Genomic DNA, 25066 nt, shown 5'->3' with positions numbered 1-25066 from the left:
GGGTTTGAATAACGATTAACGAGGAACATCGTGACTGGTCAACCTTCCCACCGCGTTCAGATGGTTAAGCCATCACCTACCATGGCAGTCACTGCCCGAGCCGCTGAACTTCGCGCTGCCGGGCACGATATTATCGGCCTGGGTGCCGGTGAACCCGACTTCGATACCCCTGATCACATCAAGGCTGCTGCGATCAAGGCCATTAACGAAGGCAAAACCAAGTACACCGCCGTTGACGGTACGGTAGAACTGAAACAGGCCATTATTAACAAGTTCAGGCACGACAATGGTCACGAATATGCACCCGACCAGATCCTGGTGTCCTCCGGTGGTAAACAAAGCTTCTTCAACCTCTGCCTGGCACTGATCAACAAGGGGGATGAGGTCGTTATCCCGGCTCCTTACTGGGTTTCCTACCCGGATATGGTCACTATTGCCGAAGGTGTCCCGGTGATCGTCAAAGGCCGCCTGGAGAACCGTTTCAAACTGACGCCCCAGCTGCTGGAAGCAGCCATTACCCCAAAAACCAGGCTGGTTGTTCTGAACAGCCCATCCAACCCGTCCGGTACCGCCTACACCCGCAAAGAGCTGGAAGCGCTGGCTGCGGTTTTGCTGAAGCACCCCAACGTTATGGTGGCTACCGATGACATGTATGAGCACATCCTCTGGAGTGATGAGCCATTCTGCAACATCCTCATGGCCTGCCCGGAACTGTACGACAGAACCGTTGTTCTGAACGGTGTTTCCAAGGCTTACTCCATGACCGGATGGCGTATTGGTTATGCCGGTGGCCCCGCCTGGCTGATCAAGAACATGAAAAAGATCCAGTCCCAGAGCACCTCCAACCCCTGCACCGTTTCCCAGGCTGCGGCTACCGAAGCCCTTGCCGGTTCACAGGACTGCGTCAAGGAGATGCTGGTCTCTTTCAAAAAACGTCATGACTATGTCGTAGGTCGCCTGAAAAAACTGCCGGGTGTTAACGCCATCGAAAGTGACGGTACTTTCTACACCTTCCCTGATTTCAGCGAAGCCATGGCAAAGCTGGGCTTTGAAAAAGATACCCAGCTGGCAGAAATGCTGCTGGAAAAAGGTGTCGCCCTGGTGCCGGGTTCAGCCTTTGGTGTCGAAGGCTGTATGCGTCTCTCCTACGCCACCAGTGATGAAGCCCTGGAAAAAGCCCTGGATCGAATGGAAGCCGCCCTGGGCTGATCGTCCTTACCCTCCTGCCAGCATTCTTTCCGGATGCTGGCTGCACCTTCCCGATCCGTTGCTTATGGTCAAAACAGTTATGCCACGCCCGCCTGCGGTACTGGCTAAGACTAAGTTCGACATCTAGACTTCCTGCTTTTCTTGGGAGTACTTAATATGACCAAACTGCTGCACTATCTGACTCGGTGCATTGTGCCCGTATTTCTGTTACAAACCCTGAGCCTTCAGGCCGAAACCACGACGGTATCCTGCGACTCTCTCTTTACCCCGCCGGTACTTTCAGAACAGACGACGGGGGTTCAGCAACGGCTGAACCAATATAAAACACTGGTTAATGGACGCCAGTGCATTGTTCTCGATGCCAACCCGGAAAAGGATTTAAGCGAGTTAATAAAACAGATTCCTGAGAACACCGTTATATTGCTCTCCTCCGAAACGGCTACTCCAGTCAACACCCCTTCTAACAATGCCACCAGCACCCCGCCAATTCAGTCAGCCTGCCCGGCGGCAAGCGATGCCTCATCGGTGACTCCCGAACCTTGCAAAATTCCGGTTGAGTACTTAATTGGCAGTACCATGCTTTTAAAGAACGGTCAGGACATTCTGGGAGCGGCTGATGAGGGCTTTGATATCGTTATCAGGGATCAGCCAGGTTTCGCAGGCAAACACATGATCAAGGTTGGAAATACCGACAGCTTCCAGTCTAAAAAAAGAAAAGACAGTCATATAAAACACCTCACTTTCCGGCCAACCCGAGATAATAACCGCCTCTCAATTGAGTCCGCTGTTTTCGCAGCCTGCTATAACCGGAATCTGATTGTCGAAGAAAACGTATTCCATCTTCCCGCCCAGGCTGCTGTTACTCTTGATTGCAGGCAACCTCTGAAAGCAACGGATGCGCGCCCGGGACCAGGCTTGCAATTCGCTGATAACACGCTCATCGGTGAAAGTTACATCATTGAAGGCAAGCAAATTTATTCCGATTATATTCCTGATTTTAATCCCGATCAGGGGGTATTAATTAATCTTCCTGCCATCAATAACCAGTCAGGAAAATTAACGGTTACCGGGAACACATTCCAAGGCAGAATGGCACAGGCTGCTGAGTTCAGGCTGGGCGCTGGAACCAGCATCGATATCTTTAGCAACACCATCGACATTACCAGCATTGGCCATGAACGTAACAGCGACGCTTCCGCAGGTGGTTTTGTTCTTGTCGGTATCACAGATAGACGGGCAGAACGTCCTGTTTTCCATCTGGTGAACAACCAGATTCGAGCAACAGTGACCGCTATAACCGTCAAAGATCAGCTTGGACTGACCCTGGCCTGCAACCATCTGGAGACATTCCAACCATGGTATCAGCCCATTAACTTTGATCACGTGAAGACATCCCCGGAATGGTGGCTCCCCCTGCAACGATTCAGCGTGAAAGCTCTGCCAATATCAGATAAAGACGTTGCAAAACTGTGCGAAAAACCCGTCGGTGCAACCGCTGACATGCCACTTCCCACCCCACCGGTATCCAGCCAGTTCGTGAATACCTGGACTTTCAAATATATCCCGATTAATGCCTGTTCTGATCTATACAACCTCGAAGGTCAGTTATTCTTTGACAAAGAAGTCTGCCAGCCAGTCGCTCCGCCCTCTATTTTCGATTCAGTCGAAGCCTCTAGTGCATCAGCAGGTTCAGCCAAAGAAGCCTTTGCTTTGTGTATATTAATCACTCTGCCGGTGTTGGCGGCGTTAATTCAAAACGAACCCATTGCTTATTTGATGATGTTGGCTACCGCTGCGGGGCTATCCTACGGTTTTTTATAAGTTCATCATCTCTCTGATTTAAAAAGAAGCCTTTGCCATGGACGGCTAGCCCGGATATTTCATAAACGTGCTCCCGATCTCGCTTGTCCTTTGCCGCTCTAAGGGAGTTTTGCTCAGTCGACCGTACTCCCCGGTACGGCGCTCCCTCGCAAAATCCCTTAGAGCGACAAAGTCCTGCGCGAGATTCGGGGCAGTTTATGAAATATCCGGGCTAGGAACCGAACTTTTTTCGGCAAAATCTTCACGAATATGCTATATAAAAGACTCGTGTAGTTTTTTGATCTGATCCTCCCAATGTCTTCTACATTCAAGCTCCTTACATTCAGGGTCTGCCGTCGACTGCAAAAAGCCCGCCTTGCCTTGCCCTGCTTACTACTGGCCTGCACCACCGCCATGCCGATCCTGTCTTCGCCCCTGGAAAGAGGCCTGCTGAGCACCCCCGAATCCCTGCACCCTCACTATTTTGACGGTACCCCCGGAGCCCAGGTGCTCAAGGATGTTTTTGAAGGATTAATGATACAAAACAAAAACGGTGAGCCTGTGCCCGGCGTTGCCAGTGCGGTTGAGCGCCACCCGGACGGCACCCGCTACACCTTTACCATCAGGGAAAACCTGAAATGGTCCGATGGCAGTGCCCTCACCGCTGAAGACTTTGTCCGCAGCTTCAGGGCACTGGCCGACCCTGAACGTCGGGCCAGCTATCGCTGGTACTTGAAAGTAGCCAAAATAACCGGGGCCGAACAGGCGCTTAATGGCAAACCCAATGCACTGGCGGTCAGGGCATTCGCCAATAAACTGATTATCGAACTGGATCAACCTGCCCCTTATTTTCTGGATTTAATGACCTTCCCCAGCTTTCTGCCCGTCCATCAAAGTAATCTGAAAAGTGATGCCGCAACCATCCCGGTCACCAACGGCCCCTACAAAATTCAACAAGTGATCCCGGAAAACCGCATTGAATTGAACAGCAACCCCCATTATTTTCGTCACCTGAAAACTGACCTGCAACAGATCCATTACCAGATCATTCCATCCACCGATCGTCAGGTACAAGCCTTTGAGAACCACGCGCTGGATGTGACGGCGCAACTGCCAGCACTGCATATCGAGGAGTTAAGAAAGAAACACCCTGTGTCTGTGTTTGAAGATCAGGTTCTCGCCACCGCCAGCCTGATTGTCAGCCCCAAAGTGGCAGCCCTGCAGAATATAAAAGCAAGGCAGGCGCTATCGATGGCTATTGACCGGCGTGCGCTGGTCAAAAAGATATACCCTGACAGTCATACCGAACCCGCCTGCAGTTTCGTGTCCCCCCATACACATGGCTTCAATCCGGATCCGGCCAACTGCAAAAAACTGCTGGATAACCCGAATCGTAAAGAACAGGCCATCAGGTTACTGGCAGAATCTGGCATTAAAGGGAGCGATATCAGGCTGACTATTTTATCCAGCCCCAAGTACGACCCCCTGGATGTCCTGCCGGAAATCTGCTATCAGATTAACAGCACCCTGGGCACCTCACTGAGCATTAAGACTGAAGAATGGGATCGCTACCTGGAAAGGTTATCCAAAGGTGACTACGACATGACATGGTTTGACTGGTTAGCCGGATACAACGACGCCACTGCTTTTCTGATTCCTCTGACCGACAATCCATTCTTTGGCCCCTTCAGGGATCCCGCCTATCTCAGGGAACTCTCCCTGGCGGCGAGCAAAAAAACCGCTGTCGCCAGACTGCCCAACTATCTAAATGCTGAAGCCATTCTGGCCAGAGAGTTGCCGCTGATTCCTGTTTTACACCCTTCCCGGATGACACTTGTCAACCCTGATATTGGTGGTTTCTACTCTTCTAACCCTGAAGGCTGGGTCGACAGCTACCGCCTCTACCGGATACTTGACTGACTTACCGGCACCAAACCGTTTTTCCAGATGCCACTTTACTTCCACCCCCTATACTGAGAAAGTGCATATCGCTCTCTACACAGAAGTAAAGGCTTTGCAACCGGAACAAGGTAACCATGGATAGATCCAGACTCGATACGAAGGCCGCCCAATTCCAGCCTGTTTCTGAAAAACAGTTCGAACAACCCCAGAAAACAGGACTGTTTGGACGCTGGAAGGTCAAACTTTCTAAAGCTGTGGTCAAGCATACTCCTCAAAAAAACACGCTGAAAACCAATACTCCTACCCCTAAAAAACTCGAGCAGCGGGATATCAGGGCGCTGGCCACGAGCAGCAAACCGCCCACAGATCCCAAAGCGCTCAGGTCCATGGCCATTGATGCCCAGCTGGCCGCCTACCCCTATCATCGTTCCCTTGAGAAAATCAGCGCCGCCGGAGAGATTCACAAACCAAAAACAGAGGATTTCGCTGCTGACTGGCAACCTTCTGAAGAGGTCGCACAACTGATTGCTGATGGCACAGGAGTGACCTTGAGCGCCGAGGAACCCGGATTCCTTTATGACAAGAAAACAGGACTTACCGCCTACGTCCTTATGAACCCTGAGCGCAAGGAGGTTCGTCTGATCTTTGGTGGCACAACATCAGGGCTGGCAAAAGGAGAGCTGCTCGAACGTTCAAGAAAAAACATGCAGTTTTCAGGTAAGCAATGGCAGGCCAATATCAAAAACCTTCTGGGCATGGGCATCCCCGACAGTTATAAGCAAGCCAAAACCCTGACCGCCAATCTTATGAAAAATATACCCATGACGCCTGAAGGCCAATCTTATTCTGTGAAACTCCACGGCCATTCCAAAGGAGGGGCCGAAGCAAGCTATGCTGCCCTTTCCATGGAGCCTCCGGTGGCAGCCGTTTGCTTCTCAAGTGCAGAACTGAGTCGCGCAGCCCTGTCAGACATTCCCAGGGAAAATCTGGCCAGTGCCCGTGACAAGGTAACCCATTACACCATCAGCAAAGACCCGGTGACCCTGGCCGGAAAGTTCATCGGTGGTCTGTCTCATACGGGTGAGGTCATCACACTTCCTGCCAAACATGCCTATGATTCGTTTCTGGATCGACATGACAAGTTCACAAAACATATTGAGCACTTTGCCAAAAACTCACCCAAGTAAGTCTTGAGAACTTAGAACTTAAGGAGGGTATTTTTTACAAATACCCTCCCAGGAGCCTAAAAACCAGGAGCCTAAAAAGCTAATTCTTCTACTGTTGTCGCCTCGGGCATCAAACGTTCTCGATCATTGAGACCCAAGTCTACTTCCTCCGAGCCTCTCTGCAGAGTTTCCATTTCTTTACTCATCGGAGATGGCTGATAGAGAACCTCAGATTCGTGTTTATAACCATTGCGCCGGTGGCACCATTCGAACACTTTTGCACCGGCCGCGAGTGCAAGCTTGGCAGGTAAGCTAAAGATCCACTTGGCTCTCGCATGCCCCGGCAAGCCTGCATAACCGTAGACACCACATGCGCAATAAGCAGCTGCAGCAACAGCAAACCCTGTGCCTACCCAACCGCCTGTGCTCATACCACTGTTTGAAGAACTCTCCCGCAGGGCTTGAGCATCGGGCAAAGTGGCGGGCAAAGCGGGGCAGTCAGCCTCAACAAGCTCAAGAACATCGGATGGTATTCCCACATGGTTAACGGAGAAGCAACGGTTATTGTACACCTGAACCAGGCCATCAATTCTGGCAGGCTCTTTAGCCAGCCTGCCAACCGAGAGGTCAATGGTTTTCTTCCCGTCAATAGCTGAGCCCATGGCCATGTTGTTATAGACAAACGCAGTAATATCATCCTTGTTATTTGGCAGTACAACATTGATGTTCACCGAAACCGATTCAGTCTCCTGAACATTGTCGTGAACTTTCAGGGTTCTGTAGTGACGGACCTCAATAGCAGTCGGTGCCGTCTCACCAGAATTTGAGTCGGTAAAGCGGTTTCCGGAAATAACCAGTTTCTGATTGTCCTTCAGGCAGTTGTCGCAATTGGCATAAATGGCGGCTTTTGTCAGCCCTCCCAAAAAGAAGGTACTGCCCGTAATCAGCACATCCCCTGTTGAGTCCTGAATCTCAATATAGTGGGAAGGTGCTTTTTCGTTCTTCCTGATGGCATTGTATTGAAACTCATCACCACTCATCAGGAGCAGGAGCTCGCCCTCATAGTAGTTGATGGCCTTGATTGCCGTGCTGAGCGGGTTGCCCCGTTCGCCATCGGCAGCGGAAATATCCCAGGTCATGCCTTTGCTATAAAAACCTTGAGCGGTACTGTCATAATCCAGCAGAACCAGTGAGTCGGCTTTGGCAGGATAATCAACCGATTGTTTGATAACAGGATTACCAATACCGACCAATGCTACAGGTTTGGACATAGAAAGCGGCCTGTCCAAAGCATAGCTGCCTGCCTGAAGCAGAATAACCTTGCCAGACTCTGACGTCGAAGCTAATTCGTGAAGCAGTTCGCCGGTGTTTTTTACCATCACCGCTTCAGAAAACGTCGTCTTTATCGCCTTATCCTGAAGCTCGCTCAGAAACTGTTGGCAGAGCTGTGCATTGCCTGAAACAGTCAACTGATCACACGGGCTGCTGAACACAGGGGAAGTGGTTGGCATCACGCTTGCTGTGGCAGATGGTACGACAGTGGTCGCCAGCGGAGTCGGCATTGAAGAACGTGACGTTGAAAGAACCTTTCTGGTTGCAGCCGGTTCGGGGGTTTTATTACCGCTCATGACAGAGGCAGTCTGAACAGGCTGTGAAGGTGTCAGTGAAGTCGACATTGGAATGGCCACTTCAAGGCCGCGAGTGTAGCGATAATTACTAAAATCCAGAATCTCTAATTCATAGTAATCATTCCCGGTTACATCCACATAGCCGTGCACCTTTGCAGAGTCAGTAAGGCCCTTCTGAAGTCGTAGTTCAATGAATCTTGCATCTTCCGGTGCGTCTTTATGGGCTCTATTGTTTTTTACGGAAGCACTTTCGATCTTCTGATCATTTACAAATTTAAGCATTATCACACCTGCAGCATGACGGTCTGCCTGAAGGTTGTTGTTAATTTTCAGGTGTTGGTAATCAGAAAGATCGATAGCTCTGGGTTGCGAAAGATCCGTATTACGGGCAGTAGCGAACACATTACTGTCGACCTCAATAGCAGCCTGAGGATTTGTGTTGGCACTGGACCTGACCACGCTAACCGGTGTTAACGATGAATCAAAGAAACTATAACCAACGTAATACTTATAACCCGGGTTATCGTTCAGTGCTACAGCATATGCAGACCAGGCTCCTGTTTCATAATGAGTGAAGTGGTTTTGATAAATCCGTATATCCCCGCTATAGCTGTTTGCCAAGATGTGAGATTCAAATGGATATCCATAATAGCTAGAAGGCTTTCGGGTTTGCCACTCCAGGTTCCAACTGTAAAAACCGGCATCCGGAGAATCATAACTATTACTCAGGTACAGCAATGAAGGCTGAGCTCCAGCGTGATAATAATCATCTGCTGGTTTTATCACAGGCCTCTCAACAACTTCACCTTCCAAACCAACCATGGCAGTCCGGTGACTGATTTTCAGCACCCCTGACAGTTCATAGTTACCCGCTTTCAATAAAATAATTCTACCGCGAATAGCCCTGCCATCCTCGCCAATGGTCTTATTGATGGCATCAATCAGCTCCGAAACGGTTGCAACCGCAAAGGCATGTGAAAACTCAGGCTTGCTGGCCGCAGGCCCCGAGGCCAGTTCGTTTTGCAAAAACGCCTCGCAGGCAGCAAATGCAGCTGAATGACCCGAGACATCATTACAAGGTTTCTTTTTCACAGGTAACGGGTTGACAGAAGCCGAAGCAGATACCAGCAAACGGGTTGGCGTAATAACACCAGGAGCCACACTGGCTGATGGAGCAGCTTTTACCGTCGATGACGCTACAGTGGATGAAGACGCGATAACCTGTTTGCCAAGAGTGTACTCAATATGACTCCAGGCAAGTCCCCGGTCATCAAACGTGTAATAATCATTGCCGCTAACAATAAGCTCGCCGAAAATGACCGGAAGGTGTTCGGGATCATGGGTGGACTCAAAGATTATTTTTCGCTGAGCATCCGGTGCATCTTTATGGGCAATGTTATTTATTACATAGCCATTCATATGTTCTATATCGTTATGGTCCCTGATTAAAATAAGGCCTGCGGCATTTTTGGAACCCTGCTGGTTGCCGACAATCCTGAAGTTCGCATAACCCAGGACATAGATTGCTTTCAGATTTTCAATGCTGGGGATAAAATCATTATGGAAGTGATTATCGCTAACCTCGAGCTGAGGTCCTGCTGTTATACAGGTACCAGTCGCACAACGGGCCACAACAGCAGCCGTTTTCAAAAAAGAAGTATCAAACCAGTTGTTTCCTACAAATGTTCCACCCATAACATTCTGTAGCTTGATATAATGAGCAGTGAATTCTTCTTGTGATTCCGAGAATTGATTGCCATAAATCCGCACTTCTCCCTGATAGGATTCACTGAAAATGGCGCCGTTATACAACAACCCGAATCGATAGGTTGAATTAGTCGTATCCCAGTGAATGTGATGACTGTAAAAGCCGGTTTCAGCTACCGCTGAATCATGATAGAGGTAAACTAGTGAAAGGTTGCTTGATTCAAATACGTCAGAGATTCGAATTATCGGAAACTGACCGTTCTTAACGGTGCCAACCAAGGCTATTTTGTGTGAAATCTCCAGTCCATGCCTGAGTCGATAGGTTCCGTTTTTTAACACAATCAGTGTGCTGTCATCAGCGTCTCTTGTTTCTGATGTGCCGATGGCCGCTTCCAATTGCTCCGCATTACTGACCACAAGCGCCTTGGAAAATGACTGGCCTGCCGACGCTTTTGTATTGTTAAGAAACTCCTTACAGGCATTAATTTCAATGGGAGTGATCTCTGTGGACGATGGCATATGATCACAGATTGCCGTGGAAGCACTTGATGGTGTTGGGGAAGACGGTATCGCCGGGGTCGGTGAAGACGTTGTGGAACGGCTGGCAATAACCGGTTGTGTTGGTGTCGGCATGATTGCTGCGGATGTCTGGACGACGACCCGGGATGGCAGCAACGGCGGTTGAGTGGTGGACGATGCCTGGGCAATGGTCTCCGCCCCACCGGTTAATCCCAGGAGAGCCATCAGATGTCTCGGGTCAGAGAGGATGTAATTTGTGTTTCCCGTTACCGTCAAAGTTCCGGTAAAAATCACTAGCCCAGCCCCAACCATATAAGGCTGAATTCTTATCGTTTTCTGGTCTGTTGAAGTGTCGCTTTCCACGATGTTGTTGCGAATAACACCACTCACATCCATGGTTTGATTTTTCAGGTAAACATCAATCTGGGCAGCAGATTCTTTGTTATCCTGTTGATTGTTTTCAATCCGGAATTGATTGTAGCCCCTGAGGTAAACAGCTGGAGGAACCGTCGTTCTTGGTTTGTCTCCGTCCCGGCCTTGAAAATGGTTTGAGACAATTTCCACTTTCGTGCCTGGTTTAGCACAATAGCTGCACTGGGCTTTAATCACCGCTGAAGTAAGGTGGCTATCATCAAAATCGTTGTGCCCTATGTAAATATCACCGGAGGCATCCTGCAGCATCAGGAAGTAGCCAAAATTATGGTTGTTCCGCCGATGTAAAAAGAGATTGTCATAAATCCTGATCTTGCCCCGATAAGAGTCACTGCTGATTGCACTCTCCTGGTCAACATTTTTTGAACCCCTTTTTACCTCACCAATGCTAGCTTCCCAATGGATATGAAAACTGTAAAAACCGGAGGATCGTTGTGATGAGCTGTCTCTCAGACGAACCAGCGATTTACGTGAGCCGGACGTCTTGAACATACCTTCACTGGCTTGTATTTTAGGCTTAACGCCGCGACGGCTCGCACCGACCAGGGCCACTTTATGGTCGATTCTTAATGGCTTCGATAGCAGGTAGGGGTCATCTCCTGAAAGTCCTTCATGCAAAACAATAATGCTGCCGCTATCGAGATAGTCCCTATCCTCCACTGCGAGATACAACTCTCGTGCGTTGCGCACAACAAAGGCGTGAGCAAAGTCTTTATCGCCACCTGTTGCCAGCGGGTTACTAAGAAAGTCGTTACACGCTTTTTGGGCAACAGCGTCATGACTTAAGCCGTCGCAGGGATTGGTAACCGCCTCCGGCGTTATGCTTGCGCTGGAACTGACTGCCGTCGCAGAAGTGGGAGACAAAGAAGCTATGGCAGACGAAGAACGGGCAGGAACCTCTTTTCCTGACGTAAAAGCAATATAGGCATCTATTTCATCCCCGTAATCAACGTCGAAATAGTCATTGCCAGAAACGGTCACAAGGCCAGTCATTACATCGCTCGCCTCGCTTAAGATTTCCAGGGTCCGTTCATCGGGTGATGCGTCAATATGAGCCTTGTTGTCTTTAATAGAACCTTCTAATCCGGGCTCGTCAGGTAAGTTAATTAAAATAGAAGCGTTAGCCCGCTTGTTCAGCGCAATATTATTTTCGATCGTGAATTTTTTGTAGTTGTCGAGCTGGAAGGCATGCATACTAACGTCGTCGGATGCACCATTGCCGCTGGTTAATGTATTGTTGGTGATAACAATTTCATTTTGATCCAAATCGGAGCCGAAAATTCCCGAGTATACAGCCAAATTATTAAGGTTACTGGTATTGAACCGGTTGCTGTCGATCACTATTTTTTTGGGTGAGACTTTACTGTCGTTCAGATAAACAAAATCGCCTATATGGAACTCAGTACTCTCATGTGTGAACACATTGTCATAAAGCCTGACTTCCCCCGGATAATTTACCCCGGAAATAGTTCTATAGTCGTTAAACACAGCATCACTTGTATTCACGCTGGTTTCCCAGTGTATGGAAGTACTATAAAAGCCGACTGAAGCGCCCTCCCTTCCAGACAGAGAAACCAAGGCTTCCGGCTTACCGTCATGCAAAGCAACATGGGTAGTAATCTTAGGTCGGGTTCCAGACGTTTTGATACCCACCAGGGCGATTCTCTGGGTGGGTTTCAACTCTTTGGTCAGCGTATACGTTCCGGGAGCCAGCACTACAATGGCGCCTCCTGGCCTGGCGTTTTCAACCGCACTGACCAGTTCACGGGCATTAGAAACAACGAAAGCTGTTGCAAAGGGCGCTGTGTCTCCAGAGGCGGTTTCGTTGTTGAAAAACTGGTTACAACTGTCCTGGGCTGCATCATTATGTCGAATATGACTGCACGGATTGTTCCTGCTGAATACCGATGTCGGAGTTATAGTCGCGGTACTGTTTGAGGGCGGGCCCGTCGTTGAGTTTTGTGGGGAGGCCGTCGTGCCCGGAGGAGCACTGCCATCACCGGCACTGTAAGTTGAAAAAAACACAGTGCAGAATGCCAGGAAAAAAACCGACAGAAAACAACGCAACTTATACACCAAATAACAAATAACTGTGAATGGATTTTTCATAATAATTAGTAAGCCGTATTCATATCAATTAACAAGGTTCAAACGCATCTTCGATGATGGAATGTACGAGTATTCAGTCGTCTAATTTCAGAAGAAAAAAAACCAACAATAGAAAAACTAGAAAAAATATTTCCAACAATTAAAATAATTTGAAATATATTCAGAACTTTTTAAATTGAATTGCTTTAGGAAAAAAAGATAAAGCCATATATTTGTCATAAATCAGATACATTGATCTCGTAGACTCCATAACCTTACCTTACCGGATAGTCCGCTAACTTTTGTTATGACGATCATTAAAATCGTATGTACTCACTGCGATGCCACTCACTGCGATGCCACTCACTGCGATGCCACGGTGGGAGTCGTGAAAAATGGTAAAGCACCCTCTGGCGTACAGCACTGGCTGTTCTATACTCAATGGCCTGAGTACCTGATGCAGAGTCCCGTTTTGTGACTCATAAGTACAAATTCAGCGCTCAGGCTTCCTGTCTACACTCGTCGAGAGCTTTTCTATGATCAAGCAGCAGTGTTATCTGGCTCGATTGATTGCGCCTGTACTTCTTTTCCAAGCTATGACTCTTCAGGCTCAAGTGCCGACCACCACCTCTTCTTCTACAACAGGCCTTCCGAGATCATCGTGCAACGCACTTGCAAGGCCGCCGGCGGGAGTTCAGCAACGGCTGTACGATGACAGTGAGCTGGTTAACGGGCGACAGTGTATCGTTCTCACTGCCAACCCGGCAGAGGATTTAGGTCAGTTAATAAAACAGGTTGCTGAAGACACCGTCATCTTACTCTCATCCGAAAGTGCTGCTGGTGTGACGACTGCTCCATCCATGACGACTGCTCCATCCATGACGACTGCTGCATCCATGACGACTGCTGCATCCATGACGATTGCTCCATCCATGACAGCTGCTCCATCCATGACAGCTGCTCCATCCATGACAGCTGCTCCATCCATGTCAGCTGCTCCATCCGTTCCCACCTCTTCGGATAAAACCCCGGTTGAGTATTTTGTTGACAGTGAAATCGTCTTGAAGGACGGCCAGGACCTGATTGGCGCTGCAGACGATGGTTTTGAAATCGTCATCAGAGATCGGGCAGATTTTAAACACAAACACATACTCAGAATAGGAAGCACTGAAAACTTCAAAACCAGCGAAAAGAAAGATAGCCATATAAAACACATTACTTTCAGTCCAACACGAAATAATAAACGCGTACCCATTGACTCCATTGTTTTCGCGGGGTGCAACAACCGGAAGCTGATTGTCGAAGAAAACGTGTTCCACCTTCCTGTCAAAGCCGCCGTCAGTATTAACTGCGAGGAATTTTCAGATGCTTCTGACCCTACCAGGCCCAAAGGCCCGGGCTTGCTGTTCGCTAATAACCGGATCATAGGAAAACAGTACAACTCGATTAACGATAAACTGTTTCCCTATATCATTCCGGATCATGGGATATTTATTAACCTTCCTTCCATCGTTAACCAGTCCAAGCGACTATCGGTGGCTGGCAACACATTCGAGGGCAACATTGCAGAAGCGGCTGAGTTCAGACTTGGAGCAGGAATCCGAATGGAAGTCTTCAAAAACATCATCGACATATCCAACACCGGCAATACAACACGAGACTCTGTTCGCAAAGGAGGGTTCGTGCTTGCTGGCCCCACAGACAGCATAGTAACCCGGCCTGTTTTTTTTCTGGCTGGCAATCAGATCAAGGTAACACGGACCGCTATCACCGTCAGGGGACAGATTGGACTGACTCTGGCCTGCAACCACCTGCAGGCATTCAATCCATGGTGGCAACCGCAAAAACAATTTTCTCTGAAAGCAGTTCCTGTACGACAGCAGGCAATGACCACCATAAACGCACTAAAACTGTGCCAGGAACCCTTTAGTTCGAGCGTTGTCACATCAACTCCCGGTTCAACGCTTGTCTCGCCAACGCCAGCTTCAACCCTTGTCGCGCAAACTCCAAATTCAACCCTTGACACGCCAACATGGACTCCTTCTGCATCCAGCCTGACCGCGAATACCTGGACGCCCGTCAAACACTCAACGGCCACTGCCTGCACTGGACTGGTCAACCTTGAGGGCCAGTTGTTCTTTACCACAGAAGTCTGCCAGCCAGTCTCGCTATCCGATGCTGATAACAGTACAACAGCGCTCCCCACTTCATCAGTGGATAGAGTTTCTGTGACTACTGCTTTGGGCGTCATAACCACTCTGATGATATGGTTGACTCTGTAGCCTGAGCAGGAACGATTGAGTCGAACAATACAACGTCCAGAAGTCTGCCAGAATTTTCTGAGAGCCTTGAATATGACCCAGCTGCAACACTACCTGACTCAATGGATCGTTCCTGTCTTCCTGATACCAACCCTGAGTCTGAAAGTCGAAGCCGCGGGTCAGCCTTCAACCGAACCCTCTTCCCTGGCTTCTCCTCTGACAACAGTATCGTGCGACTCGCTTTCAGGACATACGACAGGGGTTAAACAACGACTCAGCCAATATAAAAACCTTGTTTCTGGACGACAATGCATTGTTCTCCGAGCCAACCCTGTAGAGGATTTAAGTGCGTTGATACAACGGATTCCAGAAAATACTGTGATACTGCTCTCCTCCAACAAGGTTCCTTCAGCGCCACCTTATCCCTCCACTGCTCCTGTAACAGCTAAAACTCCGGTTGAGTACTTTATTGGCAGTAACATCGTTTTGAAAGACGGTCACGACATTCTTGGAGCTGCTGATGACGATTTCGACATTGTCATCACCTTTAAGTCAGGTTTTACAGACAATTACATGATCACAGTTGGAACCACCGATAACTTCCGGTTTCTAGAAACAAGAGACAGCCACGTAGGGCACGTTACTTTCCAGCCAACTCAACGTTCGACCCAGGAGCCTATTGACTCTGTTATTTTTGCGCAGTGCTCAAACCGGAGACTGATTCTGGCAAACAACGTATTTCATCTTCCTCTCTACGGGTCCTCAGTCACTTTTGAATGCGTAAAATCTCTGAATGCAGCGGTCAATAACAAACGTCCGGGGCCTGGCCTGCAGTTCATCAATAACACGCTTATAGGTGAACATTCGAAAAATATACTCGAAACGTTTATTCCCGAAGATGGGCTATTTATTAATCTTCCTGCCATCAGAAACCAGTCAAAAAGAATCACTGTTACCGGGAACACCTTTCTGGGCAATATGGCAGAAGCCGGCGAGTTTGTTCTTGGGCCCGGAACCCAAATGGATATTTTCAGAAACACCATCAACATTGCCAATGCTGGTAATACCCGTCGTGAATCCAATGCTGCAAGAAAAGGGGGTTTCGGGTTAATAGGTCATACCGATAACGACTCAGAACGCCCTCGCTACCATCTGGCGGGCAATCAGATCCAGGTAACAGAGATAGCTATCACCATCTATGCACAGCTCGAACTGGCTTTCATCTGTAACCGTCTGCAGGCAGTCCATCCATGGCGACAAGTGCGACCAGGATTCAGCCTGAAGGCCGTTGATCCATTAGCACTGGTAGATGAATGTGGAAAGTCAGTTAGTTCAACCATCACCATGCCCACCTCTGCTCCACAGAAAATCTGTCAGATCGAGAATACCTGGGTGGCCATAAATGATTCCACAGACACACCTTTAAGTGGACTGGTTAACCTGGAAGGGCACTTTCTCTTTAACTCAGAAATCTGCCGGGTAGCCGATTCGTTTCCTGATCCCGTTACCCGCAAGACTTACATTGCCGGTAAAACTGCCGGTAAAATTGCCGGTAAAGCCTCTATTAATAGCGGGCACTCCACTTCATCAGCGGATACAACCCTGGTAATGGCTGCCCTGGGTGTCATAACCCTCCTGAACCTATTGTTGAATGTGAACCTTTAGACAGTGGTTTCTATGCCAACTGGCCAGATACCTAATGAGTGGATAAGTATAAATGCAGAGTCTAGGATTACTATCTAGTCTTCCCGGAAGCCCTGAGCATGAACAAACTGCAGAACTATCTGGCCTGCTTAATCGCTCCTGTGCTCCTGTTCCAGGCTCTGGCGCTACAGGCTCAGCAGGCAACCGTAACACCTCTTTCGATAGAAAAGTGCGACTATCTTTCACCACAAACAATGGGCGTTGATGTACGACTAAACCTGTATAGTGACCTTTTTTACGGCCGACAGTGTGTTGTTCTCAGTGCCAACCCGGCAGAAAATTTAAATCAGTTGATAAAACAAATTCCAGAGAAGACCGTTATCCTGCTCTCCTCCGAAACCGTTTCTCCTCCTGCGACTACCAGCTCTCCCGTCACTACCAGCCCTCCCATTACCACCAGCGCTCCCGTCACTACCACCGTCCCTCCCGTCAATACCACAACCTCAGTGAATATGACCTCCAGCCCGGTGGCTCAGCCAAACAGCACGACAGCGACAACCCTTCCATCCGTCAGCCCTGTGCCTGGTAAAGTCAAGGTCGAGTATCTTATTGACGATGTCATTCGTTTGAAAAACGGCCAGGACATTATTGGCGCTGCTGATGACGGTTCTGAAATCGTTATCAGAGATCGGCCAGGTTCTTCAACCCGATATATGGTCAGGTTTGGCGACACTGACAGCTTCCGGTTCAGAGAAAGAAGAGACAGCAGTATACGACACGTTACTTTCCAGCCAACCAGGGAGAATAACCATCCCTTAATTGACACCATTGTTTTCGCAGAATGCTATAATCGAAGGCTGATTTTAGACGACAATGTATTCCATATTCCTCTTCAGGCCGCCGTTAGACTTGATTGTAAAAAAACGCTGAATAAATCCGGCCTTTATCGGCGCCGGGGCCCGAGCCTGAGCTTCACTAATAACACGGTCATTGGTAAAACATACAGCATACACAACGACCGCTTTCGTTCCGATATTATTCCCAATCAAGGGCTATTAGTTAACCTTCCTTTCATCAGACTCCTGCCACAGCTCATTACTGTGACTGGAAACACATTTCGGGGCAGTATGGCAGAAGCAGCAGCATTCAAAATTGGTCCAAAAGTCAGTATGGATATCTTCAAAAACAAGGTGAAAATTGACAATGAGGGTGCCACGCGCTTATTCCCTTACCTCAGAGGCGGTTTCGTTCTTGAAGGAACCGAAGATATCAAGCAAAGATATCCACTTTTTTACCTGGTTGGTAATCAGATCAAAACGACAGAAAACGCTATAACAGTCAGGGGGGCGATTGCTCTGAGTCTGACTTGTAATCACTTTGAGGGAGCCAAACCATGGTGGCAACCCGATGGCCAGTTCGGCGTGACAGTCTTTTACACAACCTATTCAAACCGTATAAAACAAGCGCTGTGCGGTGACGGCGGCGCTGTACCCGGAGCCACGCCAACAACCGTGAATACCTGGACTGCCATAAGTGGCTCCACTGCCACTGCCTGCACCGGGCTGAAGAACCTCGAAGGTGAATTCGTTTTTGACACAGAAACCTGCCTGTCAGTCAGCCCATTTTCTAATTTCATGACAGGTGACAACGCATTCCTTAATTCAGACAATATAAGTTCAGCAGCGGTTATCAATACATCAACCACAGGCACAGCCACAAGCAAGATCACAACCACCAGCAAGACCACAAGCACAAGCAAGAGCACAAGCACTGGTACCAGCTTAAACACAAACACAGCCAGACTCACTTCACCCAATGTCCAACCTTCCGTGGGTCCCACTTCATCAGCGGGTGCAGACGCAGTGACCACTGCTTTGGGTGTCATGACCACCCTGGCCCTATTAGCCAATCTACAGTAGTGGCGATGTTCCCCGAGAGCCACTCTCCTTTGAAAGACTCAGGACGGACGGGCTGACAATTCTTCGGCCCACACTGTTCAGGAAGTAACGCCCGGATTTCAGGCCAAGCTCGTAATCCCTTTCCAAAGCATCCATAGAGCTGCCAATCAATTTTGAACCCAGAGTTTTGTTAGGATGAATTTCATAAATGGTGACATCATCAGGGGGTATTGCCAGAAATTCCTGAGTTTTACGATAACTTTCTTCATGCTCAACCAGCAACTGCACCAACTCTGCGACTCGGGTCTTTTTCATCCACTTACTTATACCTTTCAACCACTGGTGCTCACGGTAAAATTCAACGGGCATGGTTCGAACTACAACAATGTGGTTATAACCACGGCGGTAAGCTTCCTGAACCGGTATGGGGGCACAAACACCGCCATCAACATAACGCTCTGATTCGTTCTGTACTGGCTTTGTATGCAACAGGGGAATGGAACAGGTGGCTTTCAAAGCCAGTTGCCAGTCGTCTTCTGCCAAATTGAAATAACAGGCCTGATGTTGACTCAAACCACAGGCACTGGCCAATACGGTTCGATGACGCATATTTTCACGTCCGGCATTCCAGTCCAGTACCAGACCCGATTTCGCCTGCTGAACCAGCCAGTCCAGATCCAAACCTCCCTTACCGGTTAAAAAACGCTTGAGCGCAAAAAAATTCTGGGAGGTAGTGGCTTCTGTAATGACCCGATACGCATGTTTTTCCTGACCACAAATGTAAGAAGCCAGGTTGAGAGCACCGGAAGACGTGCCAATCAGCAAGCCAAAAGGATTAAAACCGGCATTTAGAAATGCATCCAAAACCCCAGCCGTAAAAATGCCACGTTGCCCACCTCCCTCGGTCACCAGTGCGACACTGGGTACATCCTGAATCAGATAAGAGAGTCCTTCAAAATTCTGGGCAGCATAGGAAATATGTGTTCCTGGCATGGCAACAATCTCATTAACAATTTCATTAACAACACGGAGGGCGTTTGGAAAATGTCAGTGTATGCCTGCGAGGGTAACGTTTGAAATTAGTTTCTTTTATAACGCTGATTAGAGTTCAGGGGGTTGAAACCTCTTGAGATGACTGATTACCTTTTTGGTTTCGGTATTCCCTAGCAGATGAGCAGTACTTTAGTTCTTATAATCTTCGTCGAATAAGTCAAGACTGAACCACCAACAGTCTCACCTTTTATCAGGAACTGAATGAATAAACCCACTTCACTGAGTGCCAGTGCGGACAGGGAGTTTTTCCGTAAACTCTGGCGCCTCGCCCTGCCTGTTTCCCTGCAATCCATGATGTTTTCCCTGCTCGGGCTCATCGATATTTTGATGGTCGGCCAGCTGGGTGAAACGGCTGTTGCGGCGGTGGGTCTGGGTAACCGAATCTTTTTCTTTAATCTGATTCTGACCGCTTCCCTGGGTAGCGGCATGAGCATTCTGGCCTCCCAGTTTATAGGCTCGGGGGATACGGCGGGCCTGCGAAGAACGCTGGTGCAGTCGCTGCTGATCTCAGTATGTATCACGATCCCTTTTGTCGCCTTCTACATGCTGCTGCCTGATGTGGTGATTGGCTTTTCGACCAATGACCCGGAATTGACCGGGCTGGCGATTGAATACCTGTTGATTACCGCGCCCTCTATTATATGTGCGGCCATCGTCGTACCTCTGGAAGCCGCCATGAGAGCGTCTGGCGATGCCAGAACACCTACCCGCATTGGCTTTTATGCCATCCTGGTGAATGTCTTCCTGAATTACGTGCTGATTTTTGGCCACTTTGGCTTCCCGGAACTGGGCGTTGCCGGCTCGGCCTGGGGAACCACACTGTCCAGATTCTTTCAGACGGCCCTGCTGCTCTGGTACATCAAACAGTTCAGAAGTCATCTGATCCCTGAAAAGCGGGATGCTGAACTGGGCATGAAAAAGAAAGAGCTGGTCCGCTATTTCAAAGTCAGTGTTCCCATTGTACTCCAGGATGGTTCCTGGGCTTTTGGCCTGATTATATACAGCGTCATCTACGCCAGTATTGGCGTGAATGAACTGGCGATCATGTCAGCGATCTCTTCCATTGAGGCTATTCTGATTTCGCTGTTTATCGGATTCGGGGTGGGTGGCTCAATTATTCTGGGTCAGGAACTGGGAGCCCAGCGATTTGAAAAAGCCTGGCGACAGGGTTGGATGATGCTGATTCTGTCTCCTTTTATTGCCCTGATTGTTGCTACTGTGCTGATTATTTTCCGGACGGATGTGGTCAGCCTGTTCGGAAAGTTTGAAGGCACCACCATGACCATGGCCCAAGAAGCCATGATTGTCGCCAGTGTTGGCTTGTGTGTCCGGGTTATCAACCTGATGGGCATTATGGGTCTGCTAAGAAGTGGCGGCGATGTCAAAGCCACGGCCATCATCAGCACCTTTGCCATGTGGGGGATTGGTATCCCCATGGCCTGGCTCGCTGCCCAATGGGGATTACCATTGTACCTGGTGTTTATTTTCAGCCTGTTTGAAGAGCTGTCCAAGGCGTTGATGGTGCTGTTGCGGGTATTCTCACGACGCTGGTTGAAAAACCTGGTCTCGGAGCCGGTGACCCAGAGCACCTGAAGGCGCTCTGGGTAAAACATTCTCGGTCAGGTTCTCAAAACAGTGACACCGCCCATGTAAGGCTGAAGCACTTCGGGGATGCTAATGGAACCGTCTTCGTTCTGGTAATTTTCCAGCACCGCCACCAGCGTTCTACCCACCGCCAGACCGGAACCATTGAGGGTATGCAGCAATTCCGGTTTGCCGGTCTCAGGATTACGGAAACGGGCCAGCATACGGCGGGCCTGGAAATCCAGACAGTTACTGACAGAAGAAATCTCACGGTACTTGCCCTGACCCGGCAGCCAGACTTCCAGATCGTAAGTTTTGGTGGCAGCAAAGCCCAGATCACCACCGCAGAGCGCTACCACACGATAAGGCAGACCCAACTTCTGCAAAATGGCCTCGGCATGACCGGTCATGGCTTCCAGCGCCTCGAACGACTTTTCCGGATGCACGATCTGAACCATTTCCACTTTCTCAAACTGATGCTGGCGAATCAGTCCCCGGGTATCACGACCGTGGCTGCCTGCTTCGCTGCGGAAACAGCAGGAGTGTGCCGTCAGTTTTAGTGGCAGTTCAGCAGCATCCAGAATGCTTTCCCGCACGACGTTGGTCAAGGTGACTTCGGAGGTTGGAATCAGGTAGAAAGGTTTATCCGCTTCAGCGCATTCGGTCTTGAACAGATCCTCACTGAACTTTGGCAGCTGGCTCGTTCCCAGCAGAGCAGTATCATGCACCAGAGCCGGTGTATTCACTTCTTCATAGCCATGTTCTTCAACCTGAACATCCAGCATAAACTGAGCTAGGGCACGGTGCAGTCGGGCAATGCCACCACGCATCAGGGTAAACCGGGCACCGGAGAGTTTGGTGCCGGTTTCAAAGTCCAGACCCAGGGGCTCACCCAGGTCAACGTGATCCTTGAGATCAAACTGGAAATCAGTCGGGGTTCCCCAACGACGCACTTCAACATTGTCTTCTTCGTCGTCACCTTCCGGGACTGACTCATGGGGCAGGTTGGGAACGCCCAGCAACAGATCATTCAGTTCTACCTGCAGGGCTGACAGTTCCTGCTCGGACTCTTTCACTTCGACAGAGAGCTGGTCCATACGCGCCTTGAGTTCGGAGATATCACCGCCCCGGGATTTGATCTTGCCGAACTCCTTCGACCCGGATTTACGTTCGCTCTGAAGCTGTTCGGTGTGAATCTGCAGGGACTTGCGACGCTCTTCCAACGCGTTCAGTCGCTCTACATCCAGCTCGAAATGCTTTTTACGAAGCAAGGCAGCCGCTTCATGGAGGTGACTGCGAACGTATTTGGGATCCAGCATGTGAATTCCGTAACCTTATGTCTTGAACAATTCTGAGGGTCCTGAATCAGGACGAGTGCAGAGATTCTGAGCGAATCTCCGTGAAGCAACAATAATAAGGAAAGTCTGCAAATTCACAAGAGGCAGGTTCTTTAATTGCGGAAATTGTTTATCAGGGAGTTTTTTTAAAGGTGACACTCAGCTCCAGGTTGCCTCCCGGGATTGAACCTCAGAAGTGCTTGGGGTGCCCCAGCTGGAACAGCCACTTGCGCTTTGCTGACTTGAAGAACTACTGGAAGCACTACTGGAAGAGCTACCGGAGGGTGAATGCGTGGTCGCACTCCCCTGCTCATTGCGTCGATAGGTAGTTGCGATGCAGGTGGCTGTTCGGACCCTTTCATTAGCCTCTTCCAGCTCCCTCTCCAGCTCCCGGCGTCTTTTCTCTTCTTTTGTCACGAGATACCTGCGTTCCTTCAAATGAGCGTAAAGCTCTATCAGCGATATCTGCATGCCGAGATTAATCTTCATGTTACTGGAATAGGGATTCAGAGCCCCGGATCTGATCAGTACCTTTTCCGTAGCTCTTCTATCAAAGTCTTCCAAAATCTCTCCGATCTTTTTCCTGTCTCTGCTGTCAGGTAGCCGGTCCCTTCCTTGCTGATCTTCCAGCTCGAGTGCTTTGCCTAACTTTCTTTGCAACTCCTCCGCCTGTTCACTCTCCCATGCCCACTGCTCTATTTGTGACAGCCTCTGGCCATGAGCAATGGCTATACCCATCACGCCGGTTAAAAAACCTCCGAGCAGGGCGCCTGAAAGGAACAGTACTTTATAGTTGAGACCATCGAGATTATAACCACTTCGGGGGTGGTAAGTGACCGGCTTTTTACCCTCCAGCACTCTGCGAACCTGCTGGTACCACTCAATGCCATAATCTTCACGACCAGCGGCTTCTATAAACAGGGCGGAAAGGTCTTTTTGATACTGACGACGTTTACTGTCTGTATGCCAGAGGGTGGGATGGTTGTTAAACCGTTCAGTCAAAGAGGACACGTAAAGAACAAAGGCTGGGTCTCTGGCAATCTCCGGGTTCTGTTTTTGCTGATCGACCCTGTAGCTAAGATGACGAAGCGCCTTGCCACGGAGAAAAAGCTCCTGCATTTCTAACAGAATAAAACCGAGCTGACGGGATAACATTTCCTGAGAAAGCGGGTTGGACCCAAATGCTTCGAAACTGTTCTGCACTGCCTCCTCAATCAGGCTATCCATTGAGTCGGTACGATCTTCAGCCGAGACCCCGTAAAGCAACACCGGCCTGGCTTGATACCAATAGGCGACCTCTTCGGATTCCTCCATGTCAGGTGCCTTGTTGAGCAGAAGCTGAAACATAGGGTGATCCGGGTCATCGCTACCGATCACTTTCCAAATAGTATGCCGGACGGCCTGCTGAACGAGTCTGATCAGAAACTGCTGTTGGGTTTCTGTCTGACTGGCGGGTAAAGAGCGGCCTTGCGCCCCCCGGTCTTGCCCATAGCTATCATAGACATGGCGAACCGAAACCATGAGGGCTTTTAACAGCCTCTCATTCTCTTGGGCAAACACGTAATCAAAATAGAGACTGTTCAGATTATCGTGGACATTCCTGGCGGCTTTCTGCTCGGGTGTCTCAGCACTGCCCCAGCAGGAAACCGCCAGTAGCAAACTGAGAAACACAGACAATAAGCCACGAAAAAGAACCATCCGACACTCCTGCACTCTGATTAATTCGGAAAACATTGAATAAGCGACTGGACGCTACAGAAAAAAACAATGTATTCACGGGCAGAATGTTTCATCGTGGAACTGTTCAGCCTGCTACACGGTTTCAAAAACCTCGTTCATCCTGAGCGGAGTCTAAGAATGTGGACTTCGAAGCAACCATAAAGTTCCTGTCAGGCACAACAGCCCCTGAACCCCGCCAACAACTTGCACCCCCCTCACCAACTGCTATCCTCAAACCTCGAACAAAGGTGAAACTCAGACCTGCTGGCCGACTTATCCCCAGGGATGGGGGGTATCCCACCAAGCGCCTGGAGCGCGACTGGGATATCCCCAGGGATGGGGGGTATCCCACCAAGCGCCTGGAGCGCGACTGGGATATCCCCAGGGATGGGGGGTATCCCACCAAGCGCCTGGAGCGCGACTGGGATATCCCCAGGGATGGGGGGTATCCCACCAAGCGCCTGGAGCGCGACTGGGATATCCCCAGGGATGGGGGGTATCCCACCAAGCGCCTGGAGCGCGACTGGGAGGGAGCGGTTGATGGCTGAAGAATGGTATCCGTTTAATGGAGTGAACATTTATGAGTAATTTATACGAAACTGATTATCACCAGTGGTTATCCAATCAAGTAGCCTTGCTAAGAAATCATCACTTTGACCAGTTGGATTTAGAAAATCTGTTAGAGGATTTGGAGTTGGGCATAGAATCAAAAGTCGATAATCTTGAACATTTTCTAACCAATCTTATTCTCCATTTACTGAAGATGGATTACCAAACGACCGTATTACGGGACAGTGTAGCGACGGAACGGGTGATTAAAGGCTGGATGGTGTCAGTATGTACTGCCAGGGATGGGATTAATAAATTAATAGGTAAAAATCACAGTTTAAAAACAAGAATCCAGGACGCTTTAGCGGTTTCGTACCCTGACGGAAAAAGGAAAGCCATCAGGGAAATGAATTTTTATGTCAATAAAAATCAAAGACTGGATAATAATAGCTTTCCCGACGAATGCCCGTGGTCTTACGACCAGCTAATGACTGAAGACTGGTATCCATTGAACGGAGTAAACATTTTTGAGTAATTTACCCCCTCGTTCCCACGCTTCGCTTGGGAACG

General features: G+C 49.2%; 14 protein-coding genes. 9 read left to right on the top strand and 5 right to left on the bottom strand.

The window, feature by feature from the left end; genetic code table 11:
• Window positions 1–60: 60 nt before the first annotated feature.
• From K7B67_RS07195 to K7B67_RS07180, 4 genes are all read left to right on the top strand, one after another.
• Window positions 61–1209 (top strand): pyridoxal phosphate-dependent aminotransferase, encoded by a 1149-nt coding sequence (locus K7B67_RS07195; RefSeq protein WP_252180546.1) that lies wholly within the window; start codon window positions 61–63, stop codon window positions 1207–1209.
• A gap of 156 nt (window positions 1210–1365) precedes the next feature.
• The gene (locus K7B67_RS07190; protein ID WP_252179676.1) at window positions 1366–3030 is read left to right on the top strand and encodes a hypothetical protein; all 1665 of its coding nucleotides are present in this window, start codon (window positions 1366–1368) and stop codon (window positions 3028–3030) included.
• Between the two features lie 294 nt (window positions 3031–3324).
• A complete protein-coding gene (locus K7B67_RS07185) occupies window positions 3325–4929 on the top strand; it encodes a peptide ABC transporter substrate-binding protein (protein ID WP_252179675.1) in 1605 nt (534 codons plus the stop codon).
• Between the two features lie 116 nt (window positions 4930–5045).
• The gene (locus tag K7B67_RS07180; RefSeq protein ID WP_252179674.1) at window positions 5046–6098 is read left to right on the top strand and encodes a hypothetical protein; all 1053 of its coding nucleotides are present in this window, start codon (window positions 5046–5048) and stop codon (window positions 6096–6098) included.
• 71 nt (window positions 6099–6169) lie between these two features.
• Here K7B67_RS07180 and K7B67_RS07175 read toward each other — a convergent pair whose 3' ends face one another.
• Together K7B67_RS07175 and K7B67_RS07170 are read right to left on the bottom strand one after the other, a co-directional pair.
• Window positions 6170–12388 carry a hypothetical protein gene (locus K7B67_RS07175; RefSeq protein ID WP_252179673.1) on the bottom strand — a complete coding sequence of 2073 codons (6219 nt, stop codon included), beginning with the start codon at window positions 12386–12388 and terminating at the stop codon, window positions 6170–6172.
• A gap of 841 nt (window positions 12389–13229) precedes the next feature.
• Window positions 13230–13439: a hypothetical protein gene (locus K7B67_RS07170; protein ID WP_252179672.1), complete on the bottom strand. Its 210-nt coding sequence runs from the start codon at window positions 13437–13439 to the stop codon at window positions 13230–13232.
• Here K7B67_RS07170 and K7B67_RS07165 point away from each other — a divergent pair.
• From K7B67_RS07165 to K7B67_RS07155, 3 genes are all read left to right on the top strand, one after another.
• Complete coding sequence (locus tag K7B67_RS07165; RefSeq protein WP_252179671.1) at window positions 13438–14733, top strand: hypothetical protein; 1296 nt, start codon at window positions 13438–13440, stop codon at window positions 14731–14733. The two genes, K7B67_RS07170 and K7B67_RS07165, sit on opposite strands and share 2 nt — an antisense overlap.
• 72 nt (window positions 14734–14805) lie before the next feature.
• Window positions 14806–16377, top strand: coding sequence for a hypothetical protein (locus tag K7B67_RS07160; protein WP_252179670.1), 1572 nt, complete (start codon window positions 14806–14808; stop codon window positions 16375–16377).
• 98 nt (window positions 16378–16475) lie between these two features.
• Entirely contained in the window at window positions 16476–18275 is a 1800-nt protein-coding gene (locus K7B67_RS07155) for a hypothetical protein (RefSeq protein WP_252179669.1), read from the top strand.
• Here the strand turns inward: K7B67_RS07155 and K7B67_RS07150 are convergent.
• A complete protein-coding gene (locus K7B67_RS07150; RefSeq protein WP_252179668.1) occupies window positions 18267–19247 on the bottom strand; it encodes a patatin family protein in 981 nt (326 codons plus the stop codon). The two genes, K7B67_RS07155 and K7B67_RS07150, sit on opposite strands and share 9 nt — an antisense overlap.
• Window positions 19248–19508: 261 nt before the next feature.
• Between K7B67_RS07150 and K7B67_RS07145 the strand changes: the two genes are divergently transcribed.
• Window positions 19509–20900 (top strand): MATE family efflux transporter, encoded by a 1392-nt coding sequence (locus K7B67_RS07145; protein WP_252179667.1) that lies wholly within the window; start codon window positions 19509–19511, stop codon window positions 20898–20900.
• 26 nt (window positions 20901–20926) lie between these two features.
• On the opposite strand, the gene serS is transcribed toward K7B67_RS07145, so the two are convergent.
• Window positions 20927–22210 carry a serine--tRNA ligase gene (gene serS / locus K7B67_RS07140; protein WP_252179666.1) on the bottom strand — a complete coding sequence of 428 codons (1284 nt, stop codon included), beginning with the start codon at window positions 22208–22210 and terminating at the stop codon, window positions 20927–20929.
• 177 nt (window positions 22211–22387) lie between these two features.
• Window positions 22388–23926 carry a hypothetical protein gene (locus K7B67_RS07135; protein WP_252179665.1) on the bottom strand — a complete coding sequence of 513 codons (1539 nt, stop codon included), beginning with the start codon at window positions 23924–23926 and terminating at the stop codon, window positions 22388–22390.
• Between the two features lie 601 nt (window positions 23927–24527).
• Between K7B67_RS07135 and K7B67_RS07130 the strand changes: the two genes are divergently transcribed.
• Window positions 24528–25031: a DUF29 domain-containing protein gene (locus tag K7B67_RS07130; protein ID WP_252179664.1), complete on the top strand. Its 504-nt coding sequence runs from the start codon at window positions 24528–24530 to the stop codon at window positions 25029–25031.
• The last annotated feature ends 35 nt before the right edge of the window (window positions 25032–25066 follow it).

The sequence above is a fragment of the Endozoicomonas sp. 4G genome (assembly GCF_023822025.1).
GTDB lineage: Bacteria > Pseudomonadota > Gammaproteobacteria > Pseudomonadales > Endozoicomonadaceae > Endozoicomonas_A.
The sequence above is the reverse complement of the archived record's forward strand: the minus strand, read 5'-3'. Positions and strand labels throughout refer to the sequence as shown.